Consider the following 16,200-nt stretch of genomic DNA (forward strand, 5'->3'; position numbering starts at 1 on the left):
CGGCTGTGTTTTTAGCTGGTTTGGCTTGCTTAAGCGGCGTATCCCAAATGGTGGGAAAGTTATCCTGATACTTCATGCTCTACTCCAGTGCTAGACATAAGTTCACGCGACTAAGGTTTGTGCTACTAAGGTATAGTATGGCGCAGGATTATTTTTATGGAAAGTATTTTCAAAGAATAAAAAGGCAGCGCAAGGGCTGCCTAAAGCGATTGTTCTTTTGATAGGCGGCTCAACTCCCTGAGCCGCAACGTGTTTGAATGCTTACGCCTTGAAGCTTGTGCTTAGAGAGCGCTTAAGCCCAATGCCCAAAGAATAAACGCGTCCTGGCGGGCGGTGTCGCGCCACGCTTTAAATCGGCCGGACGCCCCGCCGTGGCCGCTGCTCATATCGGTATGCAGCAGAATGGGCGCACTGCCTTGCTGGTGTTGCGTTACCTGCGCGTAATATTTGGCCGGCTCCCAGTAGCTCACCCGTGTGTCAAACCAGCTGCCTTCGATCCATAGGGCCGGGTAGTGCTGGGCGGTAATATTGTCCATCGGTGAGTAGCGTCGAATGCGCTCGGCTACCTCGGGTTCTTCTGGATTGCCCCATTCGCTGTATTCTGCGGTGGTCAGCGGAAGGTCAGGGTTTTGCATGGTGCGCAAAACATCCAGAAAGGGTACATCCAGCAAGGCCGCACAAAAGGCCTTGGGCGCTCGATTAATGCAGGTGCCCACTAGCAAACCACCGGCACTGGCGCCATAGGCCGCTATCCGGTCAGGATCGCTAATACCGGTTTCCACCAGCGCATCTCGGGCCGCTAAAAAGTCATTAAAGCTGTTCTCTTTATGGGTCATTTTACCCTGCAGGTACCAGGGCTCACCCCGTTCGCCGCCCCCGCGCACGTGGGCCACGGCAAAGGCAGCGCCACGTTCCAGTAATTCAAGGCGGGCAATCGAGAACCACGGGTCAAGTGCCTCACCATAGGCGCCATAGCCATATAGCAGGGTGGGTAGCGGCTGATCAGCCAGGTCCGCGCGCATTACAATGGATACCGGCACCTGTTCGCCATCAGAGCTGGTTGCCCAGATTCGACGGCTTACCAGCTGTTCAGGTGTCAGGGCGCCATAAACCGGTGCGCGCTTTAGAAGCGTCCGCTCGCCGCTGGTAAGGTCCAGTGCAAACCAGCTGGGCGGTTGCGTAAACGACTCCTCACGCAGGCGCAGTATCTGGGTATCAAAATGCGGCGCATCTTCGAGTAGCTGGGAGCAGGGCTGTTCGGGAAGATCCAAATACTCATCAAGCAAGCGATGCTGGTGCGCATCCAGCACCCAGCGGCGCAGCACGACCTGTGCCTGAGCATGATCGCGCTCAGCGATCATAAGCCCCCAGGAGAAGGCATCAATGCCTTCCAGGGTCACGTCGTCACGCGGTTCGATAAGCGGCTGCCACTGCGCTTTGGTGTCGCCCAGCGCGGATTCAGGCAGATAATCAAGCTGAAAATGTGTGCTTGCCTGGTTATGTACCCGGTAAAAGGCGCCGGGGCGATGGTCAATGCTGTACTCAACGCCTGCCTGGCGGGGCTGAACGCAGAGCGGCACCGCCGTAGGCTGTTGGGCCGGCAGGGCGTAGACTTCGCTGGTATCTTTGGAGCCGCTTTCAATTAACAGCCACTGACGTGAGCGTGTTTTACCGATGCCGAGCCAAAATTCAGTATCGTCTTCACGCAGGACAAGCGCGGGCTCGGCGTGCTTTTCAGGCGCCTCAAAAGGCAGTGATACCCGCCATATGCTGTCGGGGCGCTGGGTTGCGTCAAAGCGAGTAAAAAACAGCGTGGCCGAGGCAGCAGTTTGATCCTCACCCCAGCACAGACCGGCGCCTATATCGCTGATCAGTGCCTGCGGTTGGCCATTCGGCAGCGATTTGATCCACAGCGTATAGCGTTCGTCGCCCTGGGTATCTTCTGTCCAGGCGAGCCACTGCTCATCCGGCGAAAGGGCCATATCGCCCATTTCATAAAACTCTTCATCGACGGCGCGAGCCTGAACGTCAAAAAAGCATTCACGCTGCTCTGGGTGCCCATTGAGGTAACGCCACCAGCGAGGGTAGTCGTCTTCAGAACCGGTTTCGCTCCAGAACGTATAGTGGTCAAGCGGTGTCTCAAGGCTTGTGACGGAAAGCTCGCGACGCGCCAGGTGGCCTTTGTATAATGCCTCGGCCAACGGCGCTAGTGGGGCAAACCATTTTTCCTGCTGCTGATTAGCGCTTTCCAAAAAAGCGCTGACATCAGGCGTCTCGCGTGCTTCCAGCCAGTGCCATTTGGGGTCATTAGCGCGATAATAGCGCGCGACGGGAGAACCTGAGAGCGTGTCTGGCTGTGCTTTCATAAATTGATAGGTACCATAGCGGGAAATCAACGTCGGGTGCGTACACCCATATGAGAGGTATTATGCTGCTTGTAAATTCAATGTCACTGTTGTGGCTAAGTTATTACGGTATTTCGCTGCTGGTGTTAGTGGCTGTCTATTTTGCCCTGGCGTTCCTACCGCGTTTGCCACGCTTAGTGATCACATGGGGTGTGGGAGGGGCCATGTGGGCGCCAGCGTTTTTCCGCTTACCCCTGATAGAAGAAGGTGAATTCTATACCGGATGGGCGCCAGCGGCGATGGTTGCCGCGGTAGGTTTTTTAGAGCATAACGCCAGCGCAATCACCGGTGGCCTGCTCTGCCTGATCGCCGGCGTGGCAATTGGTGCGGTGATCGGTATTGCTCTTTGGTGGTGGCGCAGACCAGCCAGCACGCCGCCCGCCAAGCGCGTCAAGCAGGACGTGGAAGATGACCCTCAGCCCACGCGTCGGCGCGAACCGGTTATCGGTTAATGTTGATGGTCACCGAGAAGGAGCGTTGCTATGTGTGAGCTGCTGGGGATGAGCGCCAACGTTCCGACCGATATCTGTTTTAGCTTTTCAGGCTTTTTGCATCGTGGTGGCGGTACCGGTCCGCACCGCGATGGCTGGGGTATCGCCTTCTATGAAGAGGGCGGGTACCGGGAGTTTCGCGATCCCCACCCGTCGGTTGATTCCCCTATCGCCCGCTTGATCTGCGACTATCCGATTAAGTCCAACGTAGTGATTAGCCATATCCGACAGGCTAACGTCGGTGGCGTGCGACTGGCCAATACACATCCTTTCACCCGTGAAATGTGGGGACGCCCCTGGTGCTATGCGCATAACGGCCAGCTAAGCGACTGGCAGGGTTTGCCTCTGGGGGTATATACGCCAGTTGGCAATACCGACAGCGAGCATGCCTTTTGCTGGTTGATGGGCCAATTGCGTGATGCTTTTCCGACCCCGCCAGCATCCCTCAATGCCTTATGGACAACGCTGCATGGCCTTTGCGAGCAGCTACGAGCATTGGGGGTGTTTAATTTACTGCTCTCCGATGGTCAATATCTCTACACCTACTGCTCCACGAAGCTTGCGTATATCACCCGGCGAGCCCCGTTTGGTGATGCCGAACTCTCTGATGCGGAAATAACGGTTAACTTTGCCGAGCATACAACGCCTAACGACGTGGTGTCAGTGATTGCCACCGAACCGTTAACCCATAATGAAGCGTGGGGGCGAATGGTTCCCGGCGAGCTATTAGTCTGGCATGAAGGAGAAATTAAGGCGCAATACTGTCCTTAAGGCCAATAGTCGCTACATTACTAAGTAGACATTGAGAGGGTGGCGTACGACTCGATCACTATGGCTAAAGTTTAAACACAAGTTTCAAGCGATCGTTTTACAGCATGCTGCGCGTCGTATATCGTTGGCTCTCTCACCTTACGACAATAACAAGGTCGGTAATATCATCGACATGGATAGCGGAGATTGCCCATGAGCGAACACGCCACAGCTCCTATATTACGCGGCCCTGAGCTTGAAGGGTTGGATCAGTACGACTCCATTACGGACGTTTTTAATGCTGCTGTCAGCCGTCATAAGGAACGGCCTGCGTTTAGTTGCATGGGTAAAACGCTAACCTTTGCCGACCTTGATCGTCTATCCGCCGACTTTGCGGCCTGGCTTCAGCACGAGACTGACCTTAAGCCTGGCGATCGAATAGCCATCCAGCTGCCTAACGTTTTACAGTTTCCGGTTGCTGTATTCGGAGCTATGCGCGCAGGCTTGGTAGTGGTAAATACCAACCCGCTTTACACCGAGCGGGAAATGACCCACCAGTTTAAGGACTCAGGTGCCAAGGCCGTGCTGATTTTAGCCAATATGGCTAAAAAGCTTGAAAACGTGGTTGATAAGACCGACATCAAACATGTGCTGGTGACCGAGCTTGGTGATCTTCACGGCTTACCCAAACGGTGGTTAATTAACGCTGTGGTCAAGCACGTGAAAAAAATGGTACCGGCTTACTCGTTGCCTAAAGCGATCAGTTTCCGCGATGCCATGAACAAGGGCGCCTCCTTAAAGTATACCGAGGTAAGCCGAAGCCAGGATGATCTGGCTGCACTGCAGTACACCGGCGGCACTACCGGCTTGCCCAAAGGGGCGATGCTCACGCACTGCAACCTGATTGCTAATATGCTGCAAGCACGGCTGGCGATCGGTACGCACTTAAAAGAAGGTCAGGAGCTGGTGGTTGCGCCGCTACCGGTTTATCACATCTATACGTTTACGGTTAACTGCCTGTTCTTGATGGAATCGGGCAATCACTCGCTGCTGATTACCAACCCGCGTGATCTCGATGGGTTTATTAAAGAACTCAAAAAAGTTAAGTTCACCGCGTTTATCGGTTTGAACACGCTGTTTAACGCGCTATGCAACCGGGATGATTTCAAACAGCTCGACTTTTCCCAGCTTAAACTGACGATTTCCGGTGGGATGGCTTTAACAAAGACGTCAGCTCAGCGCTGGGAGGAAACCACCGGCTGCCCGATTGCGGAAGGGTATGGATTAACAGAAACCTCGCCCATTGTGAGCTTTAATCCAACCGATGCCATTCAGCTTGGCACCATCGGCAAGCCCGTCGCGGGCACCGCTGTGAAAGTCATTGATGCTGAAGGTAATGACGTAGCACTAGGCGAGCCGGGTGAGCTCTGCGTACAGGGCCCTCAGGTAATGAAGGGCTACTGGCAGCGTGAAGATGAAACTCGTAAGTCCATTGATAGCGATGGCTGGTTTTTCACCGGCGATATTGCGGTACTTCAGGACGATGGCTACATCCGCATTGTGGATCGCAAGAAAGACATGATCTTGGTGTCCGGGTTTAACGTTTATCCCAATGAAGTCGAAGATATCGTCGCCTCTCACCCAGATATTATTGAAGCAGCGGTGGTTGGCGTGCCGGATGAAGATGCCGGAGAAGTCATCAAGCTGTTTGTCGTATCCAAAAATAGCCAGCTAGATGCTGCAACGCTGCGTAGCTGGTGTAAAGAGCAGTTAACGGGCTATAAAGTGCCCAAGTACATTGAGTTTCGTGACGAACTGCCCAAAACGAATGTCGGCAAGGTATTACGCCGCGAACTACGTGATGAAAAGCCAGCGTCTAGCGACAGCCATTAACGCCCCCAGCCCCGGTTAGGCGTCACGTTGATGGAAGCGTTACAATATCCGGCCCGCTCACTAAAGCGGGCCGGATATTTATTTGCCCTGTCGCTACACGGCTGGCAATCCCGCTTTTGAGTAACGAATGGAAACTGAGCCTAACGTGACCACCGATATGCCCTCCGATTTAACCGATACCCAACGCCTTGCTGTGCTCAAAAAAGCCATAAGCAACGTTATGCTGCGTGATGCACAGCGCCTGGAGCGCCGTGTAGCAGGGTTGGCGCGGCGTGTACGTGATAATAAGCCAATCGATCATGGTTTGAACGAGGTGCAGCGCGAGATTGAGCGGTCACAGCAATTACTCAACCAGCGTGAGGCGCTGAACGTAGCCTTTAACTACCCCGCTGAGCTGCCGGTCGTCGAGCGTCGGGACGATATTTTAAACGCCATTCGCGATCATCAGGTGGTGGTGGTCGCTGGAGAAACCGGGTCGGGTAAAACCACCCAGCTACCCAAAATGTGCCTGGAACTAGGACGTGGGCGGAGAGGACTAATTGGCCATACTCAGCCGCGCCGGTTAGCGGCGCGAAGCGTTGCTGGGCGGTTGGCGGAAGAGATTGAAGTCCCGCTGGGCGAGCAGGTGGGTTACCAGGTGCGCTTCACCGACCAAAGTAGCCCTACAACGTTGGTTAAGCTGATGACCGACGGTATCTTGCTGGCTGAAACCCAGCACGACCCCTTACTCATGCGTTACGACACCATCATTATTGATGAAGCGCATGAGCGCAGCCTGAATATCGACTTTCTGCTTGGTTACCTGAAAAGGCTGTTGCCCAAACGTCCCGATCTTAAAGTTATCATCACCTCGGCCACTATTGATGTAGACCGCTTCTCGGCCCATTTCGGCACACCTGATGCGCCCGCGCCGGTGATTGAGGTATCGGGGCGTACGTACCCGGTCGATGTGCACTACCGCCCTTTGGCACGTGATGAAGAAGACGAAGAAGACCGCACGCTCCAGGAGGGTATTTTGCATGCGGTCAACGAAATCGAAACCATGGAGCGTGAAAAGGGCTGGCTACATGGCCCGCGGGATGTGCTGGTGTTTCTGCCCGGCGAGCGGGAAATTCGCGAAACGGCCGATACTCTGCGGCGTGCCGATTTAAAGGGCACGGAAATTCTGCCGCTCTATGCACGCCTTTCCAATGAAGAGCAGAATCGGGTGTTTTCGGCGCATCGTGGTCGGCGGATTGTGCTCTCCACCAACGTTGCGGAAACCTCGCTGACGGTGCCGGGCATTCGCTATGTGATTGACCCTGGGTTGGTGCGCATTAGCCGCTATAGCTACCGGGCAAAAATTCAGCGCCTGCCGATCGAACCGGTAAGCCAGGCCAGCGCCAATCAGCGTAAGGGGCGTTGTGGTCGGGTAGCGGAAGGCGTGTGTATTCGTCTTTATGATGAAGAGGACTTTCTTTCCCGCCCGGCGTTTACTGACCCGGAAATTCAGCGCACCAATCTGGCCTCGGTAATCCTTTCCATGCTGGCGCTGAAGCTGGGTGATATCGAAGCGTTTCCGTTTGTGGATCCACCCGATAGCCGGTTCGTCAAAGATGGCTTCCGGCTGCTCTTTGAATTGGGCGCGGTCGATGAAGGTCAGCGCTTAAGTCCGTTGGGTCGCAAGCTGGCCAAGCTGCCCATTGACCCGCGGCTGGCACGTATGGTGCTGGCGGGTGCCGAGCGCGGCAGCTTGCGCGATGTGCTGGTCGTGGTATCCGCACTGGCCATTCAGGACCCGCGTGACCGCCCGGCCGATAAGCGCCAGGCCGCCGACCAGGCGCATCAGAGGTGGCATGACCCGGATTCCGATTTCGTGGCCCTGCTCAACCTTTGGCACGGCATTGAAAATGCTCGTGAGGCCTTGTCGGGTAATCAGCTGCGCCGCTGGTGCCGCGAACACTATATTAACTACCTGCGTATGCGCGAATGGCACGATACGTTCCGCCAGCTCCGGCAGCTGCTGCGTGATATGCAGATCGAGGTGCCTGCACCACTACCGCGGGATGAAGATGAGAGCGAAGAGCAGGCCCGTCAGGCGCGGCGCAAAACATCCGGCAAGCTGCACCAGGCTCTTCTATCCGGCTTATTGTCGAACCTGGGCACGCTGCTCGAAAATCGTGAATACCTGGGCGCACGTAACCGTAAGTTCATGATTCACCCAGGCTCGGGACTTGCCAAGAAGTCGCCTAAATGGGTTATGGCGTTTGAGCTGATTGAAACCACCAAGCTCTATGCGCGTACCGTGGCCAAAATTGATCCTCAATGGATCGAGCCGCAGGCCGAACATCTGGTCAAACGCAGCTATAGTGAACCGCACTGGGAGCAAAAGCGCGCTCAGGTTGTAGCGTTTGAGCAAGTGACGCTGTTTGGGTTGCCGATTGTGGCGCGCCGCCGCGTGCATTACGGGCCAATTGACCCTGAAGAGTCACGAAAGCTGTTTATTCGTCGCGCGCTGGTAGAGGGTGAATTCAATACGAAAGGTGCGTTTTTCGCCCATAACCGTGGGTTGATTGATGAAGTCGAGGCGCTCGAAGATCGTGCCCGTCGGCGGGATATTCTCGTCGATGAAGATACGCTGTTTGCGTTTTACGATGAGCGTGTTCCTGATGACGTTATCAACGGCAAAGGCTTCGAGCACTGGCGTAAAGAGGCGGAACGTCAGACACCCAAGCTGCTGCACTTTGATATTGAGGCGTTAAAAGCCCGTGACGCAGCCGATGTCACTCAGGCGCAGTATCCTGACCATTTAACGCTTGGCGGGGTGGCCTACCCGGTTAGCTATCATTTTGAACCCCATGCCGAGGATGACGGCGTTACCCTGACGGTGCCAGCTGCCATGTTGCCGCAACTGCCGGTACATGCTCTGGAGTGGCTGGTGCCGGGGTTATTGCGTGAGAAGTGCATTGCGCTCTTGAAATCGCTGCCCAAAAGCATTCGTCGCCAGGTGGTGCCTATTCCTGATTGGGTAGACGCTGCTTTGGAGACGCTGGTACCTGACCAACGTCCGCTAACGGAAGCGCTGGGTGAGTTTATCCGCCGCCGCACAGGCACACGGGTGCATACGGATGATTGGCGGTTGGATCTGCTTGAGCCGCATCTGATGATGAATGTTCGTGTGGTCGATCATGCGGGAAAACAGCTGGGGCAAGGGCGCAACGTAAGGGTGCTTGAACAGCGCTTTGAGGCGGCTGCCAGCGCCGGTGCGCAGGCATTAGCCGAGCAGGCAAACCAGGCACCCGCACTTGAGGGATTGCCTGACGAGCCGTTACCCGAGTCACGCGTTACCACACAGGCGGGTATTCGTGTTGAAGCTTATCCCGCGCTAGTCGCTGAGGCCGGTGAGTTTAGAGTTGCGCTGTTTGATCATCCGGCAAAAGCGCAAGCCGCGCATCAGGAAGGCGTTGCCCGTCTGGCCATTGCCCGTCAGCCTGACCAGGTTAAGGCCATCAAACGCTTACCTGATGTTGAAAAATGCGCGCTGCTGTTTGCCAAGGTAGGCAGCAAGCAGGCATTAGTGGACGATCTCTTGCTGGCGGTATTTACCCAGGTAGTTGCTCAGCATCCTCTGCCGCGCTCATCTGCTGAGTTGGTCGCGCGCCTGGACACCACTAAAGCAGAGCTTGTTGAGCATGCCGCCACGTTACTCAAACAGGTTGAAGCCGCATTGAAAGGCCATTTGGCGGTGACTAAAGTGCTTAAAGGTAAGCTCAATTTTGCACTGGCTTTGACCTACAGCGATATCAGCGCACAGATGCAGCGCTTGGTCTATCCTGGCTTCATTCGTGATGCGGACCAGTGGCTTACCGAATATCCGCGCTATACGGAAGCGGCGCTTATTCGCCTTGAAAAAGCGGCTCGTGAGCGTGGTCGTGATCATATGATGATGCACGATATTCAAGCCCTGGAAACACGCTTTGATGCCCGGCGTAAAAGCGAGCGGCGTGGGCAGGTTGAAGACCCTGAGTTAGTGGCATTTGGCTGGTGGATACAGGAGCTTCGCGTGTCACTTTTTGCTCAGCAGTTGGGAACGCTAATACCGGTATCGGGCAAACGGCTTGAAAAACGCTGGCAAGAGATAATTAGCGTTTAGAGGATGACTGGTAAAACCGGCCAATAACGCACACAGTAATGTTAAGCGCGAGCCATAGGCCTACGCCAATGATGGATGGCAAACCGCTTAGAGGAGAACAGGCATGACAAATGTGGTGATAACCGGTACGGGGCTTTATACGCCGGAACACGCCATTGATAATGCGGCTCTGGTGAGCGCATTTAATACGTGGGTCGACAATGAGAATGCGCGCTTTGCTGAAGAGATACTGCGCGGTGAGCGCGTGCCGTTAGCGCACTCCAGCAGTGAGTTCATTGAAAAAGCCTCGGGTATCAAGAGTCGTTACGTATTGGATGCCGCGGGCATTCTCGATCCTGAACGTATGCGCCCCCAGCTTCCCGTGCGGCTAAATGATGAGCCGTCCATTCAGTGTGATATGGCAACCGCGGCCGCCCGGCAGGCGCTGGAAAATGCCCAGGTAGCGCCAGAAGATATTGAACTCGTAATTGTGGCGTGTTCAAACCTGGAACGTGCCTATCCGGCCGTGGCGGTTGAAGTACAGCAAGCTCTGGGCGCAGGCGGCTATGGGTTTGATATGAACGTTGCCTGCAGTTCCGCGACGTTTGCTCTGGAAACCGCCGCGAATGCCATTGCATCGGGTAGCGTAAAGCGTGCCTTGGTGATTAATCCGGAAATATGCTCAGCACATTTAAATTTCCAAGACCGTGACAGCCACTTTATTTTCGGCGATGCTTGTACGGCTGTGGTATTAGAAAATAGTGCGGCGGCCATTGCTTGTGAGCGCTTTGAGATATTGGGCACGCGACTGGTTACTCAGTTTTCCAATGCGATTCGTAATAACGCGGGGTTTTTGAACCGTGTGACGGATAGTGATCCGCTGGCAATTGATAAACTGTTTGTGCAGGAAGGGCGGCGGGTTTTCAAGGAAGTATGCCCGCTGGTAGCTAAGCTCATTTCTGAGCATTTAGCGTCGCTTGAGCTATCGGGTAGCGATCTTAAAAAAATGTGGCTGCATCAAGCCAATCGCCATATGAATGATCTTATCGCCCGTAAGGTACTAGGTTTTGAGCCCAGCGAAACGCAGGCGCCTATCATTTTGGACCGTTACGCCAATACCAGCTCAGCAGGCTCCATTATTGCTTTTCACCTGCATCGTGATGGTTTGGAAGAGGGCGATATTGGGGTGATCTGCTCGTTTGGAGCGGGCTATAGCGCGGGTAGCGTTGTGGTGCGGCGTCAGTAATAGCATTTAAGTTTTACAAGAGGAAAGACCATGCTGCGGTTTTTAGCCAAACGGAATTCCGCCATATCCCTGCGTAATGCGGCGCTGCCTATGGTGCTGTTTGCTACGTTTGCGGTAGGCGGATGCGCCAGCACCAGTACTCAAATGACTGCCGAAGCGCACCCGGAAGATCCTTGGGAAGGCTTTAACCGCCGCGTTTTTGTGTTTAACGATGTGCTTGATCGTTATGCGTTAAAACCGGTAGCAACGGGGTACCGCACGGTCACGCCAGACCCTGTGCAGACCGGGGTGGGTAATTTTTTCTCCAACCTGGGAGAAATACGCACGGCCATCAACAGCTTGCTTCAAGGCAAGCCGGCCAATGCTGGTTTGGCAACGTCACGTTTTTTGATCAACTCAACCGTGGGTATCGGCGGACTGCTTGATTACGCGACATTGATGGAAATTAACGCAAGTGACGAGGATTTTGGACAGACCCTGGCCGTTTGGGGATGGGAAGACTCGCGCTATTTAGTGTTACCGCTTTTAGGCCCCAGCACCTTACGTGATACAACAGGGCTACCGGCGGATATGGCGGCGTATCCAACCACCTATGTGGAAGATGATGCGACTAGATTAGGTCTTCGCGCGCTTAATATTGTCGATATTCGCGCTGGATTGCTCGACCAGGAAAAACTGATTAGCGGTGATCGTTATCGGTTTATACGCGATGCTTTTCTACAGCGCCGCCAGTTTGAAATTAATGATGGCGAGTTAGGCGATGATCCTTTTGCAATGGATGACTTTGATTTCCAGGACAGCGATTTCCAGGACAGCGATTTCCAAGACAGTGATTTCGACGACAGCGACATTAGTGACGACGATTTCGCCGATTGAGGCTTAACATGGATCATTCCAAACAGCTGATTGCGGTGATCGACGAGCCGGGCCCTGACCGCAACGCGCTGGCAGAAGCGATCACCTGCGACGGCATGTGGGTGTACGCAGCAGCTGATATCGATCATCTCCCGGCAGAGACAGCGCTTATTGTGGCCCATGCGCATTCTGTTCCGCGCCAGCAGTGGTCGCAGCTAACCCGCCGCCTGCCCACCCTGGTCGTCAGCGATTCACGCGAGGATGCCGACCTTATCAAGGCCGTTGATGTAGGTCTTGTTGATTACATTGTGCACCCGCTGCGCCATGCTGAGCTGCTGCGCCGAATGATTCGTAAGGCGATTGAGTTGCATGCCCTGGCCATTGAGCGCGACCGCGATCGTGAGCGCCTGGCGGAGCTTAACGAGAGTCTCGAAACGCACCTGGCTCTTTTACGTATGGATCAGCAGAGCGGCGGTCATATACAGCGAAGGCTGCTTCCGCCCCGGCCTAAGGTGATCAACAGTATCTATTACGACTACTGGTTTGCGCCTTCGCTGTATCTGTCCGGCGACTTTCTCGATTACCAGCGTTATAACGAGCGCTACAGCGCGTTCTACTTCGCCGATGTCTCTGGCCATGGGGCCTCATCGGCGTTTGTAACTGTACTTTTGAAGTATTTGTGCAATCGATGGCTCAATGAGTGGGATGGTCTGCAGCCAGAACGCCTGCCACCGGACTGGCTGGCGGCCATGAATCGGGAGTTGCAGGGCACCGATATCGGTAAACATGCCACCTTGTTCGTCGGGGTTATTGACCATTGCTCGCATACCCTTCACTATTCGCTCGGCGCTCAGCTGCCGATGCCTTTATTGGTCGCTGATGGCCAGCTCGTTCGGCTTGAAGGAGAGGGAATGCCGGTAGGTCTTTTCCCCGATATAGAGTATCCTTCGCTGAGCTGTACTTTGCCGGCTGAATTTCGTTTATGGCTGTGTTCAGACGGTGTATTGGAATGCTTGCCGGGTAAAACGCTCGACACGCGGCTCAAGGAACTTGAGCAATTAATAAGCGAAAGTGTCACGCTTGAGCAGTTGCGCGACCGGCTAGCCCAAACAAATGCACTCCTTGCAGAAGGCGATGCAATTGATGAGGCAAACCCAGACCGCGATGCTTTACCCGATGATCTAACAATCATGATGGTGAGCGGATTTGGTCATGCTGATTGATGAAGGCCGTATTAAGGCGGCGTTCGACTCCGGTGTTTTTGTATTAAAACTCTGTGGCGATGTGCGTTTAACGCTTTGTGCCACGCTTGATAGCCAAGCACAGCGCCTTGCTGAAACGCCAGGCTTACAGACCGTAATGATAGACTTACGCGAAGCAACGAATGTTGATTCGACGGCGTTGGGCTTTTTAGCAAAAGTGGCGATGGCGGTGAAAGGGCGCCTGGCGCACCCGCCTACCATCATTGCCGATAATCCTGACGTTCGAAAAATGCTCGACGTAATGGGGTTTGCGCGTTTTTTTACGCTGATGGAAGCGCCGCTTCAGCAGACAACGGCGCTTAATAGCGCGCTGATTGAGCTGCCTGAAGAGCCTGCGGATGAAGAGGGGCTGCGCGAACGTATTCTTGAGGCGCACCGTATTTTGATGCACATGAACGAGCATAATCGGGAACAGTTTCAGCCGCTGGTTGATATGCTGGAAGCGCAAAATACCGAAGCTCAGCACTAACAAAAGCCTCCGCTCGGAGGCTTTTAATTACCTGGACGTTACGCTTTACGCAGATCGCCTAATAGCGTTTCCAGTTTGCGCTGGTCGGCCATAAATTTGCGGATACCTTCGGCTAGCTTATCCGAGGCCATTTCGTCCTCGTTCATTGCCCAGCGGAATTCACTCTGGGTTAGCGCCTCGTCTGCCGAGCTGCTTGCACCCATCGGGGTTAATTGACGTATTAGTTCGCCTTGCTGCTCGTCTAACTCGTTAAGCAGCGCGGGGGAGATCGTCAATCGATCACAACCGGCCAATGAAACAATTTCATCTATATTGCGAAAGCTTGCGCCCATTACGATGGTGGCGTAACCGTGGCCTTTAAAGTAATTGTAAATCTGCTTAACCGACTGCACGCCAGGGTCATTCTGGCCGCTGAAATCGGCATCGGGCTGATGGGCTTTATGCCAGTCAAGAATGCGCCCTACAAACGGCGATATCAGGGTAACCCCTGCATCCGCACACGCCTGGGCCTGAGCGAAACCAAATAGCAGGGTAAGGTTGGTGCGAATGCCTTCCCGTTCAAGCTGCTGGGCGGCCTGAATACCTTCCCAGGTTGATGCCATTTTAATCAGTATGCGATCTGCACCAACGCCTTTTTGGGCATAGCGCTCAATAAGCGAATGCGCTCGCGCAATCGTGGCATCGCGGTCAAACGAAAGCCTGGCGCTAACTTCAGTCGATACATAGCCGGGCACCAGTTCGCTAATTTCACTGCCGATTTCAACGGCAACGCGGTCTACCGCATCATCAATATCGGTACTTTCCTTGGCAATAACCGCAAGGCGTGCCCGACGCTGTTCCTGCTGTGCGGCCTGAAGTATCAGCGAAGGGTTCGTGGTCGCATCCTGAGGCGCAAAACGGCGAATAGCATCAAGATCGCCTGTATCGGCAACCACCGAGGTCATTTCTTTAAGTTGTGTCAGTAAGCTAGTGGCCATGCGTTGCTCCTTGCGTAGTAAGACCCTTACTGTAGCAAGGCTTGTGCTCGCTGAATATTATCCGATGGCGGTTCAGCCGATGTTGATGGTGCTGGCTGCCAAATAAACCCATCTTTGGGTATTTCGTCGGCGACTTTAAAGCGTGCTGCCTGTTCGCGCATACTTTGCGCTGCGGTTTCAAGCGACATGGCATTCTGCGCGGTGGTTTCAACCTGCTGGGCATTGGCCCGATTTACCTGGGTCTGTTCGTGCAGGGTCGAATTAAGGTGCTCTATATGGCGGTGCTGTTCGTTGGCGGCGTCAGCGATCTGGAGCATTATGCTATTGGCCTGTTCGGTAGACTCGACAATCGCTTGCATGCCTTGGCTCGCTTGGGTCGACAAGGTTTGGCCCTGGGCAATACTGCTACCCGACGCTGCCAGCAAGGCTTGAATTTGGCGCGCGGCCTCCGCACTTCTCGAGGCCAACAGGCGGACTTCGTCGGCCACAACGGCAAACCCCTTGCCTTGCTCACCCGCACGGGCAGCTTCTACCGACGCGTTCAAGGCCAGGATATTGGTTTGAAAGGCGATGGAGTCGATCACGTTGACGATCTCATCCACTTTCTTGGAGCGGGCATGGATTTCCTGCATGGTGGTAAGAAATTCAGCCATTATCTTGCTGCCATCCTGGGTTTGGGCCGCCGCCGTTGCGGTAAGCTGGGTGGCATCAGCAGCGTAACCGGCGGTGGTGGCCACGTTCTCTGTCAGTTCGTCAAGATTGGCCGCCGTGGTCTCGTGAAACGAGTTTTGCTGGCGGGTTCGAATGGCCAGGTCCTCATTGCCTAACGCTAAACGTTGTGCACTATCGAAGATGTGATGGCTATTGTCATGCAGTTGGGAGACGGTATTGATCAACGCGCCCTGCATATGATCGAGCGCCTGATAGAGCTGACCAATCTCATTATTGCCTCGCTGAGGAACCCCTACGCTTAAATCGCCCTGCGCCATGGTTCGAAAATGGGTGATCAGGTGATTGATGGGTGATAACAAGTGGCGTTGGCCAATCCATGCCATTAAGCCCAGCAGCCCCAGAGCAAGGCCCATGCCTCCCAGCAGCAACTGCCCGATAAACTGGGCGCGGTGCCCGGCTGTGGTCATTAAATCGGTGCCTTGGCGGTCGGCAAGTTGATAAAAGGCGCGGGCTTGCTGGGTGAATGCCTGGCTATTGGATAAGGCAATGAGTGTCAGTTGGCGGTAATTGGCACGATCACCGGCTTGAACAGCGCTTAGCTGCTCCTGCATAGTGCTCATCAGTGCCGTGGCCTGCTGCTCAATAGCGTTGCGCAGCGCTTGATTAGACGTTTCTGCGCTTGCTTCCAGAAACGTTGCCAAGGCCAGAGACATTTCAGAAAGCTCATGTTCAACCGCCTGAAGCGCCTCTACTGGGTCCCCAAGTGAGGGGCGTAGCTGACGTTCCAGCGCTCGGTCCAGGCGGTGTAGCCCTTCAAGACCGGCTATATGCAGTCGGTTTAGCGATGACGACTGCTGAACATTCACTTGCTCAAGAACTGCCAGATCATGTTGGCTCTGTTGCATCACTTTCCACGTTAGTAGTGCAAACATAAGCACGCATAGCGCAACGAGAAATAGGCCTGCCAGGCTTAACCAGCGAAGGGAAATATTGCTTAACGCTTTAAGACTCATACTGTCCTCGATAGCTATCGTTAAAGACTTATGAATCAGAGGCTAGGGGTTTTATG

At 54.4% G+C, this 16,200-nt stretch carries 11 protein-coding genes; 8 read left to right on the plus strand and 3 right to left on the minus strand.

Going from position 1 to position 16,200, the window contains the following annotated elements:
- Positions 1-281 precede the first annotated feature (281 nt).
- Entirely contained in the window at positions 282-2,366 is a 2,085-nt protein-coding gene (locus tag ACT3XD_RS13250; protein WP_444280596.1) for a S9 family peptidase, read from the minus strand.
- A gap of 62 nt (positions 2,367-2,428) precedes the next feature.
- Here ACT3XD_RS13250 and ACT3XD_RS13255 point away from each other — a divergent pair, with 62 nt between their 5' ends.
- From ACT3XD_RS13255 to ACT3XD_RS13290, 8 genes are all read left to right on the plus strand, one after another.
- The gene (locus tag ACT3XD_RS13255; protein ID WP_192539236.1) at positions 2,429-2,857 is read left to right on the plus strand and encodes a hypothetical protein; all 429 of its coding nucleotides are present in this window, start codon (positions 2,429-2,431) and stop codon (positions 2,855-2,857) included.
- 30 nt (positions 2,858-2,887) lie between these two features.
- Positions 2,888-3,667 carry a class II glutamine amidotransferase gene (locus ACT3XD_RS13260; RefSeq protein WP_192539237.1) on the plus strand — a complete coding sequence of 260 codons (780 nt, stop codon included), beginning with the start codon at positions 2,888-2,890 and terminating at the stop codon, positions 3,665-3,667.
- A 192-nt stretch (positions 3,668-3,859) separates the two neighbouring features.
- Positions 3,860-5,539 (plus strand): AMP-binding protein, encoded by a 1,680-nt coding sequence (locus ACT3XD_RS13265; protein ID WP_192539238.1) that lies wholly within the window; start codon positions 3,860-3,862, stop codon positions 5,537-5,539.
- Between the two features lie 127 nt (positions 5,540-5,666).
- Complete coding sequence (gene hrpA, locus ACT3XD_RS13270) at positions 5,667-9,671, plus strand: ATP-dependent RNA helicase HrpA (RefSeq protein ID WP_192539239.1); 4,005 nt, start codon at positions 5,667-5,669, stop codon at positions 9,669-9,671.
- A 103-nt stretch (positions 9,672-9,774) separates the two neighbouring features.
- Positions 9,775-10,896, plus strand: coding sequence for a beta-ketoacyl-ACP synthase III (locus ACT3XD_RS13275; RefSeq protein ID WP_192539240.1), 1,122 nt, complete (start codon positions 9,775-9,777; stop codon positions 10,894-10,896).
- 30 nt (positions 10,897-10,926) lie between these two features.
- On the plus strand, positions 10,927-11,772 hold the full coding sequence (locus ACT3XD_RS13280) for an MlaA family lipoprotein (RefSeq protein ID WP_192539241.1): 846 nt from the start codon (positions 10,927-10,929) through the stop codon (positions 11,770-11,772).
- A gap of 8 nt (positions 11,773-11,780) precedes the next feature.
- The gene (locus ACT3XD_RS13285; RefSeq protein WP_192539242.1) at positions 11,781-12,974 is read left to right on the plus strand and encodes a PP2C family protein-serine/threonine phosphatase; all 1,194 of its coding nucleotides are present in this window, start codon (positions 11,781-11,783) and stop codon (positions 12,972-12,974) included.
- Positions 12,964-13,482: an STAS domain-containing protein gene (locus ACT3XD_RS13290; protein WP_192539243.1), complete on the plus strand. Its 519-nt coding sequence runs from the start codon at positions 12,964-12,966 to the stop codon at positions 13,480-13,482. The genes ACT3XD_RS13285 and ACT3XD_RS13290 overlap by 11 nt, the downstream gene beginning before the upstream one ends.
- Before the next feature lie 38 nt (positions 13,483-13,520).
- On the opposite strand, the gene tal is transcribed toward ACT3XD_RS13290, so the two are convergent.
- Together tal and ACT3XD_RS13300 are read right to left on the minus strand one after the other, a co-directional pair.
- The gene (tal, locus tag ACT3XD_RS13295) at positions 13,521-14,459 is read right to left on the minus strand and encodes a transaldolase (protein ID WP_192539244.1); all 939 of its coding nucleotides are present in this window, start codon (positions 14,457-14,459) and stop codon (positions 13,521-13,523) included.
- A 26-nt stretch (positions 14,460-14,485) separates the two neighbouring features.
- Positions 14,486-16,144 carry a methyl-accepting chemotaxis protein gene (locus tag ACT3XD_RS13300; protein ID WP_192539245.1) on the minus strand — a complete coding sequence of 553 codons (1,659 nt, stop codon included), beginning with the start codon at positions 16,142-16,144 and terminating at the stop codon, positions 14,486-14,488.
- Positions 16,145-16,200: the final 56 nt, after the last annotated feature.

It is taken from the genome of Halomonas sp. AOP7-B1-5 (assembly GCF_052353045.1).
Classification (GTDB): Bacteria; Pseudomonadota; Gammaproteobacteria; order Pseudomonadales; family Halomonadaceae; genus Vreelandella; species Vreelandella colorata.

Coding starts and splice junctions, on each gene's coding strand:
- ACT3XD_RS13250 (WP_444280596.1), bottom strand. CDS start 2,366: ATGAAAGCACAGCCAGACACGCTCTCAGGTTCTCCCGTCGCGCGCTAT.
- ACT3XD_RS13255 (WP_192539236.1), top strand. CDS start 2,429: ATGCTGCTTGTAAATTCAATGTCACTGTTGTGGCTAAGTTATTACGGT.
- ACT3XD_RS13260 (WP_192539237.1), top strand. CDS start 2,888: ATGTGTGAGCTGCTGGGGATGAGCGCCAACGTTCCGACCGATATCTGT.
- ACT3XD_RS13265 (WP_192539238.1), top strand. CDS start 3,860: ATGAGCGAACACGCCACAGCTCCTATATTACGCGGCCCTGAGCTTGAA.
- hrpA (WP_192539239.1), top strand. CDS start 5,667: ATGGAAACTGAGCCTAACGTGACCACCGATATGCCCTCCGATTTAACC.
- ACT3XD_RS13275 (WP_192539240.1), top strand. CDS start 9,775: ATGACAAATGTGGTGATAACCGGTACGGGGCTTTATACGCCGGAACAC.
- ACT3XD_RS13280 (WP_192539241.1), top strand. CDS start 10,927: ATGCTGCGGTTTTTAGCCAAACGGAATTCCGCCATATCCCTGCGTAAT.
- ACT3XD_RS13285 (WP_192539242.1), top strand. CDS start 11,781: ATGGATCATTCCAAACAGCTGATTGCGGTGATCGACGAGCCGGGCCCT.
- ACT3XD_RS13290 (WP_192539243.1), top strand. CDS start 12,964: ATGCTGATTGATGAAGGCCGTATTAAGGCGGCGTTCGACTCCGGTGTT.
- tal (WP_192539244.1), bottom strand. CDS start 14,459: ATGGCCACTAGCTTACTGACACAACTTAAAGAAATGACCTCGGTGGTT.
- ACT3XD_RS13300 (WP_192539245.1), bottom strand. CDS start 16,144: ATGAGTCTTAAAGCGTTAAGCAATATTTCCCTTCGCTGGTTAAGCCTG.